The following is an 18,763-nucleotide window of genomic DNA, read 5'->3' on the forward strand; positions in this document are numbered from 1 at the left end:
CGCCTAACCGAACTAATAAGCTCGATTGACTATATTGAAAAGGTCTATCTAGTCTACATCCAGCTCTTGGACAGATACTAAGATTTTGAACCAGTATAAGCTGCTTCATTGATTTCAAATTAAGTGTTTGTCTCTATTGAAGCGAACATTTATATTATTCTATACTGCAATGTTTACCTTAGCAAGAGTGCTAATGGCTAACATTTCCTAAGCTATCCCAGAAAAACCACATGTTGAAAACGATCAAATTCATTACCGCAATACTTTTGGTATGCAATTGCTGTTTTGCCGCACCACCTCAAAGCAGTCCACACATCAAAATAGACCAGTTTGGCTATTTTCCAAATGCCAGAAAAGTTGCTGTTATTGTTGACCCACAAGCAGGCTACAACGCTAATGAATCTTTTACCCCAGGAACCGGCCAAAATCAATACCAGGTTCGAAGATGGAGCGACGACGTTGTTGTATATGCAGGCACACTGCAAAGTTGGAATGGCGGCGCCACACATGTTCAGTCGGGTGACCGCGGTTGGTGGTTCGATTTTTCAGCGCTCACCACACCTGGCTCCTACTATATTTTCGACCTAGCGAACAGTGTAGCTTCATTTCAGTTTGAAATAGGCGAAAACGTTTACGAAGAGGCGCTACGCCAGGCCATGCGCACATTTTTTTATCAAAGAATCAATTTCGCAAAACAGCAGCCTTATACCGATGCGAAATGGGCTGATGCGGCCTGTTATGACGGCCCCGGCCAAGACCGATATGCTACCAGCCGCTTTGCAAAAGGCGACTTAACTACAGTTCGGGATTTACATGGTGGTTGGATGGATGCAGGCGACTTCAACAAATACACAACTTTTGCCAGCAATGCGGTGATTCAGCTAATGGAAGCCTACCGCATGAACCCCAGTGCATTCAAAGACAACTATAATATTCCTGAATCAGGTAACGGAATACCAGACATATTGGACGAAGTAAAGTGGGAGCTGGATTTTTTAAAACGGATGCAGGATGCTACCGGAACTAATGGATTCATGCTTAAAGTTGGCGTAGATAATTTTAACGAAGTAACGCCGCCCAGCACCGATAAAAGACCTCGTTACTACCTTCCGGAATGTACGTCAGCTACGCTTTGCGGCGCCTCTATGTTCTCAGTGGCTGGCATGGCAATGCAAACCGAACAGGCACTCGCAGCCTACAGTCAAGATTTAATCCGCCGTGCCGAACTAGCCTGGGCCCGTGCAAAAGTTACTACCCAAAACTTTACCACCTGGCAAACGGCTTGTGATGACGGCGACATCAAAAGTGGCGACGCAGATATAGGTACCGACAAACAACTGGACCATGCCTTTATTGCCGCTGTATACCTGTATGAAGCAACAGGAAAAGCAGAGTATAAACTGTTTGCGGAAAGCCAATATTTTAATGTAACGCCATACCGGCAAAATTGGTGGGGTCCGTACACCATACCACAACAACTTGCGCTACTGCGTTTTACGACCCTGCCGAACATTTCTACTGTGGTGGCTAGCAGCATCCGCAGCCGCAAACAGAACATGGAATATCTCTATTCTATTCGTACTTACACCAGCAGCACCGACTTGTACCGGGCGCACATGAACGATGAAACCTATCATTGGGGGCACAACGAGGCACGAACAAATGCCGGCTCGATGAACCTCGATTATATTACGTTCAACCTGAATGAGACGAAACACCCACAATACCAGGAGGTGGCGGAGCAATACCTGCATTGGATGCACGGCGTGAACCCAATGGGCATGGTGATGCTGACAAACATGTACCAGTATGGTGCAGAGAAATGTGCCAACGAAATTTTTCACAGTTGGTATAAAAATGGATCAAGTTGGGACAATGCGCTTTACTCGACCAACGGTCCTGCACCGGGCTATGTGCCCGGAGGTCCCAATAAACAATACTCGGGCAGTGCTGCTGAAATCTCTAACCAACCGCATCAAAAAGCATATAAGGATTGGAACTCCGGCGGAACGGACAAATCGTGGGAAGTGACAGAGCCCGCAATTTATTACCAGGCTTCCTACGTAATGCTGCTTTCAAGGCTGATGCCCGCAGTTGCAACCACGAAAGATAGTGTAAGTCCAACAGCGCCAGGAGCAGTAGCCGCGATAAATGTTACAGCCAATAATTTGACCCTAAAATGGCTGCCTGCCACAGATGATGTGCAAGTGACCGGCTACGACGTGTACCGAAATGACAGTCTTTTGCAGGCCGGCGTTACAGACACTTCGCTGTTTGTAAAAGGACTTGTGTGCGGCACTGACTATGATTTTTGGGTAGTGGCAAAAGATGCTTCGGGAAACCGTTCGCCCAGCAGTGATTCGGCTACAGCACATACATCGGACTGCCCGACTATTGTTACCAGCTTTATTTACCAAGATATACTCGATGCCGACTGGATGGATGTTTCTACTGCTTCGGTCCGCAACTATGCCAACACGACCTTTTTCACAGAAGGAGCCAAATCAATCAGGGTTGATTTTTCTGGCAACGGCACGCTTGCATTTGAGCACGATAGCGCCGTAACAACAACTGCCGCCACCCAATTAAAATTTTGGGTATACAACAACAGCAAAAACACGTTTCTCGTCAACACGCAATCGTTTAATGGCACCCAAAGCACCGCTGTAAGCTTAAAACCTGCCAGCAGTAAATGGACACCGGTATCCGTTAGTATGGCACAGCTGGGCAATCCAAGTAGTATTAAAAAGATTGTTATTAAAAACAACAGTGCCAAGCAGGCCACCATGTATTTCGATAACATCCAAATTTCCAATGTTACCGAACCACAAATGGTACCGATGCAAATGGCAGCTTCGCGGCTGAATATGGCCCAAACCATTTCGGCTACCCACAGTCCTGGCCTGCAGGTTTACCCCAACCCGGTAAGAGAACATCTAAATTTTGTACTGCAATCGGATATTGCAACAGGCGCCACCATACAATTAATAAACTTAGACGGAAAAGTGGTTTTGCAACAATTTAATTTTATCAGCAAAGGCAACCATCACCAAAAACTGCCGGTAGGCAAGCTGGTCAAAGGAGTATACCTTTTAAAGATTACAACAGCAGGGCAAACCTGGGTACGAAAAATTATCAAACGGTAACGCTTCATTCAAACAAAAAAGGCTGCACCCATTGGTGCGGCCTTTTTTGCGTAAACAGAATTATTTTACAATTTTATCTGTGCCAAAGCATTCCGTGCCAAGTCCAGGTCCGCTTTTGTTTGATTCAACTCGATGGTTACTTTGCGCAAAGACAAATGCGCCTGAACTAGTTTTGCCAAAGCTTTTAGCGCCGCAACTTTTTCCTCGGGCAAAACCCTCGGCCGGTGATCCAAAACGCAAATAGTGCCGAGTGCAAACCCCTCCGTATCTACGACTGGCACACCCGCATAGAAAATTACATTGGATGGTCCAGTTACAAACGGATGGTCGCTGAAACGTTCGTCATAACGCAGGTCTTCAACAATAAATGGTGTTTCCGGATGGGCAATTGCATGGGCGCAAAATGATAAATCCCGTTCAAATTCATTCACCTCAACCCCCTGCTTGGATTTTGCCCAATGCCGGTCTGCGTCGATCAACGACAGCATTGCCATAGGTGTACCGCACATCTCCGAGGCTATTTTAGTGATATCATCGTATACCTCTTCAGGAAGCGTGTCGATTAGTTGGTAGGAAGCAAGGGCTGCGAGCCGCTCTGATTCGTTCGGTGGTATGGGTGCTGATTGCATATTTGATGATTTAGCCCGAAACGAGGCGTAGGAATTGTATAAACTGCCAACGCATTTGGTAGTACTTTTATGGCAGATCGGCGGATTGTTGCAAGGCCTGCAACTGGGCTACCTGTTCGGGCCGCGGATTGTTATTCAACAAATCATTGGTAATTTCTTTCACCTGTTTTAAAGCAGTTTGCGCACTGCCCAATTTTGCTTTTGATTGGTCCAACTCAGCGGTTAACCGCCTGAGTTCCAAATGTGTTTGTACCAACTTAGCCAAAGCTTTCAGTGCCTCCAATTTTTGATCCGATAATTCTCTTGGCCTGCTGTCCAATACACAAAGCGAACCCAAAGCATTGCCTTGAGGATCGACAATCGGGATGCCAGCGTAGAAAACGATATGCGGATCCTGGGTTGTAAACGGATTATCGTGAAAGCGCTCATCATAACGAGCATCTTCCACCACCATTGGTTCATTTGGGTTGATAATGACGTGTGCACAAAAGGAAATATTCCTTGGCGATTCAACTAAATCAATGCCCGACTTTGCCTTAACCCATTGCCGGTCGCTATCGATCAGTGAAAACATCGCCATCGGTGTGCCACAAATTTCGGAAGCAAGGCGGGCAATATCATTGTATACCTGCTCAGGCAAACTATCGAGCAAATTGTATTTTTTCAGCGCAGCTAATCGTTCTTGTTCGTTGTGGGGTTTCGGGGCAGATTGCATAATTTGTTTTACTTATTCCGCTTAGTTAATAAGCGTTTTCTTCACCTTTAAATACATTATAAACAGTCAAAAAGATAATGCGAACATCAAGCCAAAGGCTCCAGTGCTCCAAATACCAAAGGTCATATTCCACTCTTTTTTTAATATGCACCAGTTCTCTGATCTCTCCGCGATAGCCATTGATTTGTGCCCAACCGGTGATGCCCGGTTTTAAAAACTGGCGAACCATATAGTCGTCGGCCAGGCTTGCAAAATCTTTTGTATGCTTCAGCATGTGCGGCCGTGGCCCAACAATACTCATTTCGCCCTTTAGCACATTGAGGAATTGTGGAAACTCATCCAGGCTTGTTTTCCGGATAATTTTCCCGATTCGGGTCACCCGCACATCATTCTTTTTTGCCTGAACAGAAGGATCGTTGTTGGCACCCATGCTCCTGAATTTATAACACCGGAACGGGCGGTTATTTTTACCGCTGCGCAATTGCACAAAAAAGATTGGTCCTTTCGACTCTAATTTGATCAGCAGGCCCAACAATGGCACCAGCCAGGATAAAATAAAAATCGTCACCAGTCCACTTACCACGACATCAAATGCTCTTTTCTTGAAGCGGTTGACAACTTCTTCCAATGGCTCACGCCGGATGGACAGCAACGGAATGTCCTGCAAAAAATCGACATGCACCGGCCGGTCAATAAAGCTGGCAAAGTCCGCAACCAGCCTAAACCTGATCAACTCTTTGTCGGCCTGTTGCATGATGTTGTATACATGGTGGTTATTTTCGGGCATGATAGCCGAGTACACTTCAGTAACACGTAGTTGTTTGGCGACTTTCAGGGTTTCTGACAGCCCTGCCAACACGGGGTATTTGAGGTTACTATTGACATTGGGTTTGTCATCGATAAAACCCAGAATCTGCACGCCCAACCCTTCTTTTTCCAAATGCGAAATAAAACGCATCGAGGTGTTGTTGTAGCCAATAACGAGGATCTTCCTACGCAAGTGCGCCATCCGGTCGATCCAGCTGCGCACAACCATATAAACAATGCGGTTAATGATCAGGCCTACCAGAAAAAGACCGATTGTGGTAAGCCCCATCCCGGCGGACAACTGAATTAACCGTGGAAGAAACAGGTATACAATTGTAAGTGCAGCCCACACAACAAATATTCGGAAAGATGCCCGCAGAAACTTTTCAAAATAGGAAATATTTTTAGTGGCATACACTTCTCCCATAAATGCCAACAAAAGCCAAAACCCATTGATGAGAATCCAAAACTGTATATAACGCATGTACACTGCCGACTGCGGATCTTCCTGGAAGAGATATTGCGCCAACAGATAACCTGCATTTAGGAGGAGCACATCGAGCAAAAGAAACAATAGCTGTAAAAATCGCTTAGAAGCAAAGGTCATGATGTTGCTTTAAAGTCATATACATTACAAGACAAACAAACTGCTGGCAACTTGTGGCAGTGTTCCGACAAGAAATTAAAACGCATTTTTTTTCTTACCAAATTTGGAATACGGAAATTTGTGCAAAGTATCGAGCCAGTTTCGATGGGCAACTGCTTCGGTTTCATGAAATTATTTTTTGACATGCAGTCATGAAACAAGGCATTTTTACAAATGTGTTTTTTGCTTGTACTGTTTATAAATAATGGGCACAAACCTAGCACTGTCAATAAAATATCTTCGAAATAATCGTTTAGGCTCGTGAGAAAATCGCCAGAACCATTCCATTCCTACTTTTCTCATAAAAGACGGTGCTCTTTTTATCGTTCCTGCCACAAAATCGAATGATGCACCGATGCCTAATGCCACATTGATGTTCAATTGACTTAAATTTCGAAACATCCATTTTTCCTGTTTCGGCGCCCCCACTCCCACAAACAAAATATGTGGTTGAACGGCATTAATCATGGCAATGATTTTCTCGTTTTCCACCGGATTTTTATCAAATCCGAAGGGTGGGCTATAAGTGCCCACAATCTGAATACGCGGATATTGTTGCTGCAACACGGCTGCAGCTTTGGCTGCCACCCCTTCCAATCCACCTAGAAAGAACAGTCGATAGCCGCGGTCCACAGAATGGGCACATAAAACGGGAAATAAGTCTGAACCAGCTACCAGTGCCTTTAGGGGTGTGCCCAAAAGCTTGGAGGCCCAAATCAAAGGGTTGCCATCGGGCAGCACCAAACCTGCATCATTATATACTCGTTCAAACTCTGGGTCCTCTTCCAGTTTTACAATATGATCCAGGTTTGGGGTTACTACATAGGTTCGTTCGTTGTGGGCAATGATGCGATCGATCTCGGATATGGCCTCTTGCTGGTCGACGTTGCTGACCATTGCCCTACCAATTTTTACCTTTTCCACAGCTAATAGGTTTTCGATGATGAACAGAAGGCAACACAGGAACCCTTATTTACGAGTCATTCGTTGATAAGTTTCCAGTATCTGCAGGTTGATTTTGTTTAGGTCGTAATGTTCCCGGATACGATCAATGTTTTTTGCGGATATCACTCTCATCCGTTCCTTTTGCTCATGCACATTCCTGATGGCTTTTGCTAAAGCATTAACGTCTCCAGGCTGAATCAGGAATCCGTGTTCGCCATTGATAATCAGGTCAGGTATACCACCCACAAATGTGCTGATGATTACTTTGCCACATGCCATGGCCTCCAATATGGACATGGGCAGCCCTTCGTCGTAAGAAGGCAGCAGCATCGTGTCGGCTTGTTTCAGGTATTGCAATTTTTGCTGCCCATCGATCCAACCTACCACTGTGACAAAAGCACCAAGGTTTCGCCGCCGAACTTCCTCTATTACCGCGTTAATCTCGCCGTCGCCGGCCAGCCAAAAATGCATCGGGGATGTGGGCATGGCCGCCACGATCATTTCTATGGCCTGAAGCAGGTCGTACACACCTTTTCGCTTACCAAGTCGACCCAGGAAGAGAAAATTATTATAATCCGGCACCGCCGAAATGCAGGTAGAAAAAGCTGCCACATCAACGCCGTTGTGTACAATTTGAACATTGCCCTTAGTAATATGTTGCTGAAAAAAGTTTCGCCAAAAAACCGACAAAACAAACACTTGTGCAGCCACCCTAAATGTGTGCCTGATATACCTGCGCAGCATGGATGCAGCCGCAAAATAAAACGAATCGAAGTCAGCTCCATGCACGTGTAGAACCACGGGCTTGCCCAGCAACCTGCACAGGTGAACAAACAGACTTTTGCGGTAAAAGCTGCCTTTTGAAGCCACATGAATGTGCGCCAAATCAAACTTGTTGCGGTGCCGCAATGTGTACCACAAACTTTTTGCAGTAACCATTATCCGCTCCGCCACACTGCCTTCCACATGCGAAACCAAATGGGTCAGTTCCACTTCCGGGCGTTGCTGATTCAGAGCAAGTGCATCCCTGATGACTGTTGCCATGCCACCCTTTGTTCGTTCGATGCTGGGGCCAATTACAAGTATTCGTATCACCGGCACTAATTAATTTTTGCTAGGGTAAAAAATTACAACGTATAGGCCTGCAACAACGCTTCCTTATTCGCTGTTGCCCATGAAATATTTTCCTGTGTTTGTAAAAGATAGCGTTCCATTTCTTTGTAAAAGTCGCCGTCTAAAGCTTGAAGCATGGCCTCGGCCAATTTAGTAGCGTCCCCCACCGGAACAAGTATTCCAGAGCGATTGTTGACAATCGTTTCGGGGAAAGCACCAACATCGGTGGCAATAACAGGGGTTTGCAAAGCATAAGCAGTCATCAGCACACCACTTTGTGTGGCATCTTTATAAGGACAGACAACAAACTTTGCCTGGCTGATGAGCAACACCAGTTCTTCGTTCGAAATATACCGGTTCAATACCCGAATGTTGTTGGGGTATTTGCTTACCACTTCCGGATCAGGCACATATCCCTCAAAACTTTTACCGGCAATTACCAACTCCTCTTCGGGAAGCTGCCTGAACACCTGGGGTATCGCTTCCAGCAAAACGTCGATCCCTTTGTATGGCGACAACCGGCCAAAAAACAAGATGTGCTTCCGCTCCTGCCTTCCTGGCGGCAGGTAATTTCGATAATAGGTGTAGGGCTGCAACTGCAGCAAATACCGTGGACTTGTTAATTGCGGATGATGCAGGTCAAATTGCTTTTTTGCAAAAGCTGAATAAAGAAGATAACCTTTTGCTTTGGGAAAGCGATGAAAAGAGGAACGGGTCAGATTGATTTTCCAGCCAGTTTCACCAGTGTGCGGTACCGGATCGTGGACGGCTATGAGCAGTTTCTTGACCAACAAAATCGAAGGCAATAACCCAACAGACCTGATTTGGAGGGCTTCAAGATGAAAAATGTCAGGACTAATTTTACGGATATACTGGAAAGCCTTAATCGATGTGGCCAAAGAAGTAACAGCACTTTTTTTGCCATGAACTATAAAACTGATACTGGCGACACCATCAAAGTATGGTTGCATCATTGCATAGTCCTGCGGCTTCAATAACTGTTGTACCGGAACAAACACCTGATCCTCTGGCAGCGTTTCAATATTAATGATGTTTTCTTTCTTAGAGCCCGGAGTAAGTTCAATGAGCACATGCAGCTCCGCAATGGTCTTTACTACCTTGATGATTTCTAACGAAACATCCATGAAAGCAGTAGATGTATAATACAACACCTTCATATATTATGTAGGTTGTTTTTTATAAATAAGATTGAACTGCGTAACTAGCTTAGAGAAGTCATTGTCAGCACAAACTCCAACCTGCGCAATCGGTATCGCAGGGTATTAAAATGGCCAAGCAACGCACTATAATATCTCTTTTACTTTCACTCCGTCTCGCCTCACAATGTACACAGGATATACGCCCACAACAGTGCAGTTATCGGGTACATCTTTTACTATAACCGCATTGGCACCTATGATGCAATTATTGCCTACTACCACTTTGCCAATAATTTTGGCGCCGGCGCCAATACGCACATTGTCCAGAATTACCGGTCTCCCTTTCTGCTCCCAGCCAATTGTTACCTGCTGGTTGATCCAGCAATTTTTCCCCACCGTTTTTGCACCAATACGGGTACTATGTGCATGTTGTAAATATAATCCCTCCCCAACTTCTTCCGCATTTATCACCAATGACTTCATTTTAGGACACCACAGGTTCAGTACATACCGGATAGGACCAATACGGTAATAAAAAAGGTTTCGGTATTCAGGCAGGTGGCTCAACAAATAAATCAATCCCATCTTCATGCCATATTCTACGTGATGAACAGAGAGCCAGCGCCTGATATCAGCTTCAATGATGCGGCGATTTTTACTGCCCAAAAACACCAACAGGTGCGGCGCATAAAATATGCTCCCCAACGACAACCTCAGTAAAGTCAAGAATCTTTGCATGTTTCCTGTTTGAATGGTCAAAAACAAACTCCTGCTGCAGCTTATATTTCCAATTTTGCTTTTCTCGAAAAGAGTCCTTTTACCATCTTATTGACTTTCGGTAAAAAAATAATTACGCCAATGCCTATCAACAGCCATATTGCAAAAAACGCCAGGTAAAGGTTGGTGAGGTTAACCAACAGCAGGTATCCCAACACACACGCAACACTTATTCCATAAAACATCAGCACATGCTGGATGGTGGTCACTCCTTTCCTTACCAGCAAGAAATCTTGCAACACATGAAAAAGGAAAAAGGAAAAAAAGATCGATAGGTTGATCACCATAAGATCTTTCACAAAATATAATCCTACGAAGGTCAAAATCAGGTATAGCAACAGGCTAACCACGTTGTAAATCATGTCAAATTTTTCCAGTTTCATTGCTACCAGCAAATTGGCCTGCAATATGGCCGTGGGAAAAACCAGAACCGTTAAAAACATAAGCTTGGTATAATATACTGCATTAGTATAGTTAGCACCAAAAATCAGCGGGATAAGAAAATCGGAAAATGAATAAACAGCTGTAAATGCCAGCAAGCCATAAGAAAAATATAGCAGGAAAACCTGCTGGTAATAATTCCGCAGGTCGTCTAAGTTGTCCGGTTTATATTTTTTTACCAACGAAGGAAATACCGTAGTAGAAATGATAAAGGGAATGATTAATGCAATTTGAAAGATCTTATACGCCACGCCGTATATAGCAACATCGGTAAGCGTAAGCATTTTAGAAATAATGATCTGTGCGCTGCGCCAAAAAAGCAAGGAGATGCTGCCAATGATCACGAAGGTCCAGTTGGCAAGTACAAGGCTTTTCACCGCTCCAAATCGCACCTTGTATTTAAGAATTCCGCTTAAGCTCACCAACTCTGAAGATCCTAATTTTAAAAACAGGTTGATGGTGATGGTGCGAATAATGATTTGGGCAATGGTGAGGGTAACAATGGAAAATGGATAGATATAAAGCACCGCCGCAGTAAGGCATAGCAGAAAGGAATCGATGATCAGGATCTTGAAGGTTTTGACCTGTTGAAACTCGGCTATATTTAGTGATTTGATCGCATTGATCAGGTTGTCCAGAATGATATTGAAACCAAACAAAATAGCCAATGTGTGCACCACCGAACTGTCGTAAAGTGCAAAGGCTAAAGCGAGGTTGACCACATAAAAACTTAGGCCAAAATAAAGTTGGGTTTTAAAAAAGCTGTTTACCACTGCTGCTTTATCCTGTGTATTAACTACCTCCCTGATAAACCATTGCCCCAGGCCTAATGAAGAAAATACAACCAACAGTTGGTAGAGCGCATTGGCAATGAGATACTGAGCAAAATCTGCAGTCGGATATTGCCTTGCAATGATCACAAAAAATCCGCTTAAAAACAGATTCTGCAGGCCGCTTGACGCAATGCCCCAAAAACTATTTTTTAACAGAGCCGATTTATTCAGGTTCCGTATGCTACTCATTATCTTTTTCATGAAGCTCCTCTAATTTATTATTACCGGCTAAGATCAGCAGACTGATGTGTAAGGCCACCATAATCAGTACCCGCCGGTCACTCAACGAATAAACTGTTATGTAAGAAATCATCCAACCCACCAGCGCACCTATAAAGTAAAATACCCGATTATCAGTCCATTGATTAAAGAAGCTGCGCAGCCCTGAAAAGAACGGAATCACTACATACAAACAAAGAAGAAAAAAAGGGATGGCGCCAAATTCTGTCAACATCTTCAGATAGCCGCTTTCCGGATGATCGAAATACATGATTTCATTTTCGGGCAAAAACCAGAACTGATCCGGCGAGTACAGGGCCACATAGCTTTGATAGTTGCCGATACCTATGCCAAAAACAGGATTGTCCCTGAATATTTGTAAGGCTTCCTGCCAGATATGATTCCTGAACTCAAAAGATTCGGAAGCACTTTCCTCGCGGTTGAACAAGGGAAAGTATTCACCAAAAAGCACAATCAGCAGATAACCTGCAAGCCCACCGGCAATACCAACAGTGCGGTATTTGCTTTCCCCGATCAGGAATACAATAGCAAGGCCCACCACCAATCCACCAAAAGCAGCCCTGGCACCGGTGAGGAACAGGCCAACCACTGCCGCAAGAAAAAACAGGTTTCTTTTTAATGGAGTTTCTTTTGGATGGTTGGTGGGAATCAGAAAAAGAAAGCTGCTCATCGACAAGTATTGCGCATATTTCTGCGGATCGTTGAAAAAACTCGGGTACCGGGCAGAGCCACCCGTAAATGTATTGGTGTTAAGCGATGGATATAAAGAAAATTTTAAACCAACAATTAATTGCATCGCCAGAAATACAAGCGAAACAAGACAAATGACTCTTGCTGCCCTGATGATAACATGTGTAAAAGCTGGATCGTCATTTATCTCCTCCATCAATGCCTTGGAGAAGATAAAAACAGGAAAGAACTGGAAATAACTGACCAGGGAAACGCTCCTGAACTGGGACTCCATAGTACCAAACAAAAGCGTACCGAAAAACAATAGAAAAATGACAAAGTAGACCGCATTTCTATTGGTTGTAAAACGAAAGTCCTTGATCAGAAAGATGACGCTATAAAAACTGATGAAATCGAAAACGGTAAAACTGCCTCTGGAAGTTGGTGTAATCAACAGGTCCATCAAGGGAAGAAAATACACCACGGTAAGCAAAAAGGTTCTGCGCCTGGACTTTGAGTAAAGCAGGTAAAGTATGAACAAAAAAGTGCAGGCAACAGCTAATGGTTTTCGAATGTCCATATTACCTAATTGCGCAGGTAAGCGTTAAAATTTACTGGGGTTTTGCGTAAGCTTTTTGCAGGTAAAACTTTTCTTTACCATATCCAAAACCAAAACCGTAATACCGCTTCAGCATACCTCTCCCTTTTATGCCATTGAACACAATATTCAGGTTGCTGATGTGGGCCAGCCTTGGGTTCTCATCCATTTTTCGGATGATATTGGTTGGTGTAACACCATGGCGCACTACTACCACTGTAGCATCGCAGGAGGCACCGATAGCGTAAGCATCGGTAGACAGTTCAATGGGCGGCGAATCTATTACCACCAAGTCGTATGCCTGCTCAAGCGCCTGAAATAAAGGGTGCAGTTTTTCGGGTAGCAATAATTCCATCGCATCACCTCCACCTTGGCCGGCAGGCAACACGTGCAGCAACGGAAGCGAGGTTTTCTGCAACGCCTCATTCCACTTTGCCTTTCCTTGAAGCACTTCTTTTGCACCGATCTGAGACTGCAGCTCAAATCTCTCCGCAATCTCCGGCGCATGCAAGTTGAGGTCCAGCAGCATCACCTTTTTGCCTGAAAGCGCAAGCGCAAGTGCCAAATGGCTGCTGACGTATGTTTTTCCTTCGTTGGGCAGATGTGAAGTAACCATGACCCTTTTCTGGCCCGTGGCTCCGTTAAACAATCCAAGCGCCGTGGCCAGTCGCCGGAAATCTTCCGTAACTACGGGTGTGCCCATTCCCGTATACCTTTTGCTTGCGGCCTTACGGTACACAATTTCACCAATTACTGGCAAGGTTGTCAGCTTTTCCACCGATGAGCGAAACAGCAGGTTTGAACTCATTACCTCCTTTGAAATGATATACGCTATGCCAAGGGCGAAAGCCGCTAGCAGGCCACCCAATAGAAATATAATTTTCTTGGAACTGGCGACTGCCGATTTTGGGTCAGCCCAATCGACCACTCTGTTTTCGGCAATATTGGAAGCATTGCTCAAAGCCGCTTCTTCACGCCTTTGCAGCAGAAAGGAATAAAGATCTCGCTTCACTGCCTGCTGCCTGCTGATGTCCAGCAGGCGGCGTTCCTGCTCTGGTATGTTTCTAATATTTGAATTGAACCTGTTGGTTGTGGCCGTAAGATTATTGCGGCCGGCAGTCAAACGTGATCGTTGATTATTGACGATGCTGCGGATGTTTGGACGGATCTTGGCAATCTCACTTTCAACGGAGGTAACCATCGGGTTGCTTTCACCGGCAGTGGTGCGGAGGTTTGCTCGCTGCAGTTCCAGGTCATTCAGCCGCTGCAGCAACTGCACAAGTACCGGATCATCTATTCCAAGTGTGGTAGGCACAATACCCGTTTGTCCCCCCTGTGCATTTACATATCGCTCCACTTGGTCCAGCACCGCAAGCTGGGTATTAATTTCGGTGATCCGCCGATCATTTTCGGCTGCATTTTGCAAAAAAAGTCTGCCTTGCTCGCTCAAATCTATTACTCCCTGCGTTGCCCTGAATTGTTGAATTTGTCTTTCGATGGAATCAAGATCCCGTTCGACCTCACCGAGCCGTTCATCTACAAATGCCAGTGTACTGGCCGCCATTTCGGAGCCATGCTCAACTGACGAATGCATGTACACCCGTATCAACTCATTGATAATATCAGCGGCTTGTGCAGGCACCTCCGACTGGTAACTAATATTAATCAGTGTGGCCAGTTTGTTTACTGAGTTCACCTTCAAGCCGCCTAGCAAATAATTGGCAACGATAGTAGGGTGATTGATAGAGAAATAAAACTCTTTTCCATTACCTGTGGTGTCTCTGCGGCTGTTTACAAACCTGATCACACCGTATGGAAGGTTTATCCACTGGTTCAACGGGTATTCTTTCCCACCTATGCTTACGGCGTTTTTTGCACGATGGTAAGTAAATTGAATATTTTGCGCCAGCTTTAATTGCTCCGGGTCCTTTGCTTCAATGTCAACCGGACAGGATAAATACACCTGGCGCTGCCCCACCCGTTCTTTCTGGTAAAAGCTTGCATATAGGCGAAGATTATTGACCACCTCTTTCATCAGGCTCCGCGACTGCAAAATGAGCACCTCATTGTCTACTACTTGCCGTTCGGCGTAGGCGTTCAATGCCTGGAATGGCTGGTTGCTATAGCTTGGAGCAGCATTGCCTACGTTGTTAATGGCAATGGTGGCATTAACCGTATAAACCGGCTTTTTGGAAGCGGCATATACATATGCCAGCACCAGAAATGTGGCGCCTAAAAAAACAAATAAGGGCCAATAAGGAAAGAACCTAAACCACAGGCTTTCAAAAAAGTTTTCATCAACGTTTTCTTGCTTTCTTTTTTCCTTCATACCTGCAGTTGTTACCTGAATAAGCGATCTAAGATTAAAACAGAGGCCGTAAGGCCACTAATAATAACCGGCAGCAATTGCGTTACACGGGTGGCAGTAGCTGCGCGGGCCTTGTTTGGTTGCACATATACCACATCATTGCTTTGTAAATAATAATATTCCGAATTAAGCAGTTCGGTAGAATTTAAATCTATTCTTTGTGACAGCTTGTTTACTCCGTTCTCCCTTATCACCAGAACATTGTTACGCATGCCGTAAATAGTAATATCGCCGGCAAGCCCAAGCGCTTCCAACAGTGTTATTTTGTCATTGGCCACCGTAATTACCGTAGGTCGGGCCACCTCTCCCAGCACGGTAACTTTAAAATTCAAAAGCCGGACCTCTACAATGGGATCGACCAGCAATTTGCGTTCCACCAATGCCAGCCTGATGTTTTCCTGCAACTGCCTTTTTGTAAGTCCACCTGCCTGAACAGCGCCCAACATAGGAAAGCGAATTTTTCCATCTGGGCCAACGAGATAGCCAGCCGGCCTCAGCGTTCCGCCAGTTTCCGTGGTGGTTTGCACGTTTGACTGATTGGGCTGGTTAAAAATCGCCGAAGCTTCTGTATTTATACTACTTATCGAGATGCCGAGTAGGTCATGCGCATTTATTGCCTGATCTGGAATAGCATTTGTTTGGAAAACTGTAGAGTCGGCCAGGGTATTAAAATATCTCACCTTTTGTGTGCTGGCACACGAATAAAACAAAGACGAGCATAAAATCAAGAAAACCAACCACTTTATCATTCAGTAGACGTTTGGAAAATGTTAATGAAAGATAATACGCGAATACATTTTGCCTCTAAAAAATTATTTTTTTAGCTTAGGAAAGATGCAAGCCTTCAAATGAAAGAGATAAAAAAGAATCTGTTGAATTGAAAACAAAAGTTGTTTTGATTCAATACCATTATACAGAGTAAATCTTTGCTTGTTCAATGGCCTTTCAATGAACAAAAATATCATCCAATATTTTCAGCAGATCAATTGAATACTATTATTCAACCAAAAGGAAATTCGAGCATAATATGTGCGCTTCAACGAACTGCATATATCTAACACCATCCACCTATAGGTAGCTGCTCAAGAGCATAACCGGGCAAAACACAGCATTCATAAGGCTTTTACCTGCCATCGCTTTTTTGGGTCATATCGTTTTCGCTAAAAAGAAAAAGCCATAGCTGTAATAGTTAGATAATTCTACTCTTTATTATTTTTCTCAATAGCACAGTACATCAAACCAGGCAATTAATAACGCTGCAATAGCTGCAACAAATTGGAGTTAGTATTGGTTCTGATTATTTCAATACGGAACACTTATAATACACACATCAAAATTCGGGTGTTGGTCCAAGTTATAAATCAGGCACCTATTTTGCTAAATTTTTTAGTAAAATTGCACTGTTTACTAACACCGCCAACATGTACCAGAAAACGGAAATACTTTCCCGCCTCAGGCAGGACATCGCCTCACTCCAGGGCTATAGGGCAGCGCCATCCGCTGTACCCGACAACTTGGGGCTGGGGCCGATCAACCGGTCGATGCCCAACGCGGCTTTTCCTTTTAAATCGGTACATGAATTTATTTGTCCCGGTGCGGCAAGCATGGCTACTTCGTCAGGCTTCATTTCGGGATTGCTGTCATCGGCCATCAAAAAAGGAGGCATTTGCCTTTGGGTTGGTTCGCGGCGCAGGCTGTTTCCACCTGCGCTCAAATTGTTTGGCATCAACCCGCACCAAATATTTTTCATACACCTGAGCAATGCCAAACAGGTGCTTTGGGCCATAGAGGAAGCATTAAAATGTACCGTTCTCACGGCAGTGGTCGGCGAAATTCAACACCTCGATTTCACCAGCAGCAGGCGCCTGCAACTGGCTGTCGAAAAAAGCGGCGTTGCCTGCTTTTTATTGCGCACCGGCAATGCCAACACCACAACAGCCTCTGTTACCCGCTGGCAGGTAACGCCGCTGCCCAGCATCCCCGAGGCCGGCATGCCCGGCGTGGGCCATCCCCGCTGGCGGGCAGAGTTGCTTAAAGTACGCAACGGTAAGCCCGGCACATGGGAACTGGAATGGCGCAACGGCCGTTTCCGTCACCCATCTAAACTCGCCGTTATCAATGGCGCTGTACAAAAAAAGGCGGTATAAAATGGGCAGGCGTTTTGTTTCCATATGGTTTCCGCACCTGGCCACCGACTGGTTTGCACTGTTGCAGCCACAGCTGCGGCAACAGCCATTTGTGCTAAAATCGGTTGTGCATGGCCGCATGGTGGTGGCTGCAGCCAACTTGCTGGCACAGCAAAAAGGCGTACATGCAGGCATGCTGCTGGCCGATGCGCGGGCCATTTTTCCCGGCCTGGAAGTGCTGGATGAAAAACCAAACCTGGCGGGCCAACTGTTACAGCGTGCCGCCGAATGGTGTGTCCGCTTTACCCCTGTTGCCTCCCCCGATCCGCCCGCAGGCGTGTTGCTTGATGCTACCGGCTGTGCACACCTGTGGGGCGGCGAAGATGCTTACCTGGCGGCCATCACTAACCGCTTGGCTGCACGGGGTTATACTGCACGTGTAGCTATGGCCGGCACGCTTGGCACTGCATGGGCACTGGCACGTTTTGGCAAAGCCAATATGATTATGCAAAACGGAGCTGAAGCCGCGGCACTGAAAACCTTGCCCGCAGCAGCATTGCGGCTTGATGCGGCCACCATCGACCGGCTCACAAAACTGGGGCTGCGGCAGGTTGGCGATTTTATAGCCATGCCGCACGCCACCCTGCGCCGCCGCTTTGGCCTACAGATCATCCAAAGATTGCAGCAAGCATTGGGCACGGAGCAAGAAAGCATACAACCCGTGTACCCACCTGAGCCTTTCCAGGAACGCCTGCCCACAATAGAGCCAATCCGTACCCGCGGCGGCATTGAAGTGGCGCTGCACAACCTGCTGGCCCCTTTGTGCAACCGCCTGCGCAAAGAGGGAAAAGGTTTGCGGGCCGCTTATTTCAGGTGTTACCGCACCGATAGCCAAACAAGAGGCATTGAAATAACTACCAGCCGCCCGGCTCATAACGAAGCACACCTGTTTTACCTATTCAGCCTGAAACTGGAGACCCTGGAGCCAGGCGAAGGCATCGAGTTGTTTGTACTGGAAGCCACCAAAACAGAAGTGGAAACGCCGCTGCAGGAAAGTATTTGGGAGGCTGGCATGGGTGTAAATGACCCGCAACTGGCCGAACTATTCGATAGGATTACAACCAGGCTGGGAGCAGATGTCATCAGCCGTTACCTGCCCGCCGAGCATTATTGGCCAGAGCGGTCGTTTAAACAGGCACCGCTTTTTGCAGCCGCACCGGATGCGGTTTGGAAAACCGACAAGCCCAGGCCGCTGCAGCTGCTGTCGCCACCAGAGCCTGTGGAGGTGGCAGCACCCATCCCCGATTACCCGCCGATGCTGTTCCGCCATAAAGGGCGCCTGCACAAAATAGTAAAAGCAGATGGCCCGGAACGGATTGAACAGGAATGGTGGATACAGGAAGGCGAGCACCGCGACTATTACTGTGTTGAAGACGAAGAGGGCTGCCGCTACTGGCTCTTCAGGCTGGGGCATTACACGGCGGATCGATCGCATCAGTGGTTCCTGCACGGATATTTCGCATAAGCAACACCGTGATACAACAAACTTA

General features: G+C 45.9%; 14 protein-coding genes. 3 read left to right on the forward strand and 11 right to left on the reverse strand.

The annotated features are described in order from the left end of the window. The first annotated feature begins 230 nt into the window (after window positions 1-230). Window positions 231-3,146, forward strand: coding sequence for a glycoside hydrolase family 9 protein (locus tag DRJ53_RS12525; protein ID WP_114235989.1), 2,916 nt, complete (start codon window positions 231-233; stop codon window positions 3,144-3,146). Window positions 3,147-3,211: 65 nt separating this feature from the next. On the opposite strand, the gene DRJ53_RS12530 is transcribed toward DRJ53_RS12525, so the two are convergent. From DRJ53_RS12530 to DRJ53_RS12580, 11 genes are all read right to left on the reverse strand, one after another. Continuing rightward, entirely contained in the window at window positions 3,212-3,775 is a 564-nt protein-coding gene (locus DRJ53_RS12530; RefSeq protein ID WP_114235990.1) for a GAF domain-containing protein, read from the reverse strand. A 67-nt stretch (window positions 3,776-3,842) separates the two neighbouring features. Beyond that, window positions 3,843-4,490 (reverse strand): GAF domain-containing protein, encoded by a 648-nt coding sequence (locus tag DRJ53_RS12535; RefSeq protein WP_114235991.1) that lies wholly within the window; start codon window positions 4,488-4,490, stop codon window positions 3,843-3,845. Window positions 4,491-4,515: 25 nt separating this feature from the next. After that, window positions 4,516-5,904, reverse strand: a complete 1,389-nt coding sequence (locus tag DRJ53_RS12540; RefSeq protein ID WP_114235992.1) for an undecaprenyl-phosphate glucose phosphotransferase — start codon at window positions 5,902-5,904, stop codon at window positions 4,516-4,518. A gap of 207 nt (window positions 5,905-6,111) precedes the next feature. Then, entirely contained in the window at window positions 6,112-6,867 is a 756-nt protein-coding gene (locus DRJ53_RS12545) for a WecB/TagA/CpsF family glycosyltransferase (RefSeq protein ID WP_206609777.1), read from the reverse strand. Between the two features lie 45 nt (window positions 6,868-6,912). After that, window positions 6,913-7,983 (reverse strand): glycosyltransferase family 4 protein, encoded by a 1,071-nt coding sequence (locus DRJ53_RS12550; protein WP_123893545.1) that lies wholly within the window; start codon window positions 7,981-7,983, stop codon window positions 6,913-6,915. Between the two features lie 32 nt (window positions 7,984-8,015). Continuing rightward, window positions 8,016-9,179 carry a glycosyltransferase family 4 protein gene (locus DRJ53_RS12555; protein ID WP_114235994.1) on the reverse strand — a complete coding sequence of 388 codons (1,164 nt, stop codon included), beginning with the start codon at window positions 9,177-9,179 and terminating at the stop codon, window positions 8,016-8,018. A 126-nt stretch (window positions 9,180-9,305) separates the two neighbouring features. Next, a complete protein-coding gene (locus tag DRJ53_RS12560) occupies window positions 9,306-9,899 on the reverse strand; it encodes a serine O-acetyltransferase (protein WP_114235995.1) in 594 nt (197 codons plus the stop codon). A 41-nt stretch (window positions 9,900-9,940) separates the two neighbouring features. Further along, window positions 9,941-11,413: an oligosaccharide flippase family protein gene (locus DRJ53_RS12565; RefSeq protein WP_114235996.1), complete on the reverse strand. Its 1,473-nt coding sequence runs from the start codon at window positions 11,411-11,413 to the stop codon at window positions 9,941-9,943. Beyond that, on the reverse strand, window positions 11,394-12,701 hold the full coding sequence (locus DRJ53_RS12570) for an O-antigen ligase family protein (protein WP_114235997.1): 1,308 nt from the start codon (window positions 12,699-12,701) through the stop codon (window positions 11,394-11,396). Before DRJ53_RS12570 ends, DRJ53_RS12565 begins: the two co-directional genes overlap by 20 nt. 31 nt (window positions 12,702-12,732) lie before the next feature. Continuing rightward, window positions 12,733-15,048 carry a GumC family protein gene (locus DRJ53_RS12575; protein ID WP_114235998.1) on the reverse strand — a complete coding sequence of 772 codons (2,316 nt, stop codon included), beginning with the start codon at window positions 15,046-15,048 and terminating at the stop codon, window positions 12,733-12,735. A gap of 11 nt (window positions 15,049-15,059) precedes the next feature. Beyond that, entirely contained in the window at window positions 15,060-15,836 is a 777-nt protein-coding gene (locus tag DRJ53_RS12580) for a polysaccharide biosynthesis/export family protein (protein ID WP_114235999.1), read from the reverse strand. Window positions 15,837-16,508: 672 nt separating this feature from the next. Between DRJ53_RS12580 and DRJ53_RS12585 the strand changes: the two genes are divergently transcribed. Both DRJ53_RS12585 and DRJ53_RS12590 read left to right on the forward strand, forming a co-directional pair. Then, window positions 16,509-17,234 carry an ImuA family protein gene (locus tag DRJ53_RS12585; RefSeq protein ID WP_114236000.1) on the forward strand — a complete coding sequence of 242 codons (726 nt, stop codon included), beginning with the start codon at window positions 16,509-16,511 and terminating at the stop codon, window positions 17,232-17,234. Then, entirely contained in the window at window positions 17,206-18,738 is a 1,533-nt protein-coding gene (locus tag DRJ53_RS12590) for a Y-family DNA polymerase (RefSeq protein ID WP_241558539.1), read from the forward strand. The genes DRJ53_RS12585 and DRJ53_RS12590 overlap by 29 nt, the downstream gene beginning before the upstream one ends. The last annotated feature ends 25 nt before the right edge of the window (window positions 18,739-18,763 follow it).

It is taken from the genome of Paracnuella aquatica, assembly GCF_003332885.2.
Classification (GTDB): Bacteria; Bacteroidota; Bacteroidia; order Chitinophagales; family Chitinophagaceae; genus Flavisolibacter; species Flavisolibacter aquaticus.

Bases quoted from the DNA above. Each gene is read 5' to 3' on its own strand.
- DRJ53_RS12530 (WP_114235990.1), bottom strand. From the start codon at position 3,775: ATGCAATCAGCACCCATACCACCGAACGAATCAGAGCGGCTCGCAGCC.
- DRJ53_RS12540 (WP_114235992.1), bottom strand. From the start codon at position 5,904: ATGACCTTTGCTTCTAAGCGATTTTTACAGCTATTGTTTCTTTTGCTC.
- DRJ53_RS12590 (WP_241558539.1), top strand. From the start codon at position 17,206: ATGGCGCTGTACAAAAAAAGGCGGTATAAAATGGGCAGGCGTTTTGTT.
- DRJ53_RS12525 (WP_114235989.1), top strand. From the start codon at position 231: ATGTTGAAAACGATCAAATTCATTACCGCAATACTTTTGGTATGCAAT.
- DRJ53_RS12565 (WP_114235996.1), bottom strand. From the start codon at position 11,413: ATGAAAAAGATAATGAGTAGCATACGGAACCTGAATAAATCGGCTCTG.
- DRJ53_RS12580 (WP_114235999.1), bottom strand. From the start codon at position 15,836: ATGATAAAGTGGTTGGTTTTCTTGATTTTATGCTCGTCTTTGTTTTAT.
- DRJ53_RS12560 (WP_114235995.1), bottom strand. From the start codon at position 9,899: ATGCAAAGATTCTTGACTTTACTGAGGTTGTCGTTGGGGAGCATATTT.
- DRJ53_RS12555 (WP_114235994.1), bottom strand. From the start codon at position 9,179: ATGAAGGTGTTGTATTATACATCTACTGCTTTCATGGATGTTTCGTTA.
- DRJ53_RS12570 (WP_114235997.1), bottom strand. From the start codon at position 12,701: ATGGACATTCGAAAACCATTAGCTGTTGCCTGCACTTTTTTGTTCATA.
- DRJ53_RS12585 (WP_114236000.1), top strand. From the start codon at position 16,509: ATGTACCAGAAAACGGAAATACTTTCCCGCCTCAGGCAGGACATCGCC.
- DRJ53_RS12535 (WP_114235991.1), bottom strand. From the start codon at position 4,490: ATGCAATCTGCCCCGAAACCCCACAACGAACAAGAACGATTAGCTGCG.
- DRJ53_RS12575 (WP_114235998.1), bottom strand. From the start codon at position 15,048: ATGAAGGAAAAAAGAAAGCAAGAAAACGTTGATGAAAACTTTTTTGAA.